This window comes from Priestia sp. SIMBA_032 (genome assembly GCF_046535215.1).
Taxonomy (GTDB): domain Bacteria; phylum Bacillota; class Bacilli; order Bacillales; family Bacillaceae_H; genus Priestia; species Priestia aryabhattai.
The window spans coordinates 1-294 of record NZ_JAWRXD010000421.1; the positions used below are offsets into that span (position 1 = coordinate 1).

1 protein-coding gene is annotated in these 294 nt (G+C 67.0%); it reads left to right on the forward strand.

Annotated elements, in window-relative coordinates:
- Window positions 1-72: 72 nt before the first annotated feature.
- Window positions 73-294: carboxymuconolactone decarboxylase family protein (locus SB717_RS34995; RefSeq protein WP_410907491.1), on the forward strand; the 222-nt coding region annotated here is incomplete at its 3' end.

Genomic DNA, 294 nt, shown 5'->3' on the forward strand with positions numbered 1-294 from the left:
ATCCTGGCACACCACCGGGGCTTGTTCATGGCGTCGGGAGTGCACGAGACCGCTGTCGAGCGGGCATGAAAGGTGTTGCCGCCGAACATTCGCGAGATCGCGGTGTACCGCACGGCCTGGGTGGTCGGCTGCTCCTGGTGCATCGACTTCGGCACGATGCTGCAGAAGCACGACGACCTCGACATCGACCGGTTGCAGCAGATCGCCGACTACGAGACGTCGCCGGCCTACAGCGACGATGAGCGGGCCGCGATCGCCTACGCGGACGCGGTGACCGCGACGCCGCCCACGGTG